General features: G+C 61.6%; 1 protein-coding gene. It reads right to left on the reverse strand.

Annotated elements, in window-relative coordinates:
* Positions 1 to 9: 9 nt before the first annotated feature.
* Positions 10 to 987: an IS481 family transposase gene (locus BST11_RS26815; protein ID WP_083141171.1), complete on the reverse strand. Its 978-nt coding sequence runs from the start codon at positions 985 to 987 to the stop codon at positions 10 to 12.
* Between the last annotated feature and the right edge of the window lie 104 nt (positions 988 to 1,091).

The raw sequence follows: 1,091 nt of genomic DNA on the forward strand, positions 1-1,091 counted from the left end.
TGTACTCAGCTAGGACGTTGGTGACACTCTGGTGATCGGGGGTTTGCCTCCGATGGCTGAGTGGCGTCGTTGATTGTTGTAGTGCTCGAGCCAGGGCGCAAGGGCTGCACTACGGGCTTCGTTGGTGGTAAAGACCTGTCGGTAGGCCCACTCGATTTGCAGGGTTCGGTTGTAGCGCTCAACCTTGCCGTTTTGCCAAGGACAATGCGGTTTGATGAAGATGTGCTTGGCGCCGAGGGCGGTGATGATGTGCGCTACGTCAGCTGAGCGGCGGTAGCTGAAGTGATTGTCGGTGATCACCTGCTCGATCGCGGCGATGCCGTGAGCGGCGAAATAGTCAGCGGCGCGGGCCAGAAAATGTCCACACGTTGGGCCCTTCTCGTCGGGCAGGATCTCTGAATATGCCAGCCGGGAATGGTCATCGACAGCCGAGTGGATGTAGTCGAATCCGATACGGGCTTTTTTGTGGGCGGCGGTGTCACCCCTGTGCCGACCGTGAGCCTTCCAGCCGCCACCATCGGGGATACGCCCAATTTTCTTGACGTCCATATGAATCAGTTCGCCAGGACGAGCGCGCTCATACCGTAGGGCGGTAGTCTTCGACGCCCGGATCACCTCGCCGGTCAGCGGATCACACTCGCGCAGGTAAGGCATCTGACGCCGACGCAGGATCGCGCTGACCGTGCGGGCCGGCACCTTCAACTCCGCGCCGATCCAGTCCTGGCCGCGCCGCGCGGTGCGGCGCAACGCGATCACTCGTGTTTCCGTTTCGGCTGGCGTACGACATGGGCACCGTCGCGGTCGCGAAGACCGATCAACTAAACCCACGATCCCTTCGTCGCGGAATCGGCGCACCCACCGATGCGCACACTGGCGCGACACACCCAACTCCGCGGCGACGTGGGCTACCGGGCGGCCGCCGTCGATAATCCGCTCAACCAGCAACGCGCGGCCATGAACGGTCAAACGGGCATTAGCGTGGGACATGAGGACCTCCGTGTCAGTAGAGACGTCAGATATCTCCACTAAGCCCGGAGGTCCTCCCTTCTCGCAGCAGAACCGTCAACAACGTCTCTGCCGAGTACAGCTAG

This window comes from Mycobacterium alsense (assembly GCF_002086635.1).
In the GTDB taxonomy this organism is placed as follows: Bacteria; Actinomycetota; Actinomycetes; order Mycobacteriales; family Mycobacteriaceae; genus Mycobacterium; species Mycobacterium alsense.

Bases quoted from the DNA above. Each gene is read 5' to 3' on its own strand.
- BST11_RS26815 (WP_083141171.1), bottom strand. From the start codon at position 987: ATGTCCCACGCTAATGCCCGTTTGACCGTTCATGGCCGCGCGTTGCTG.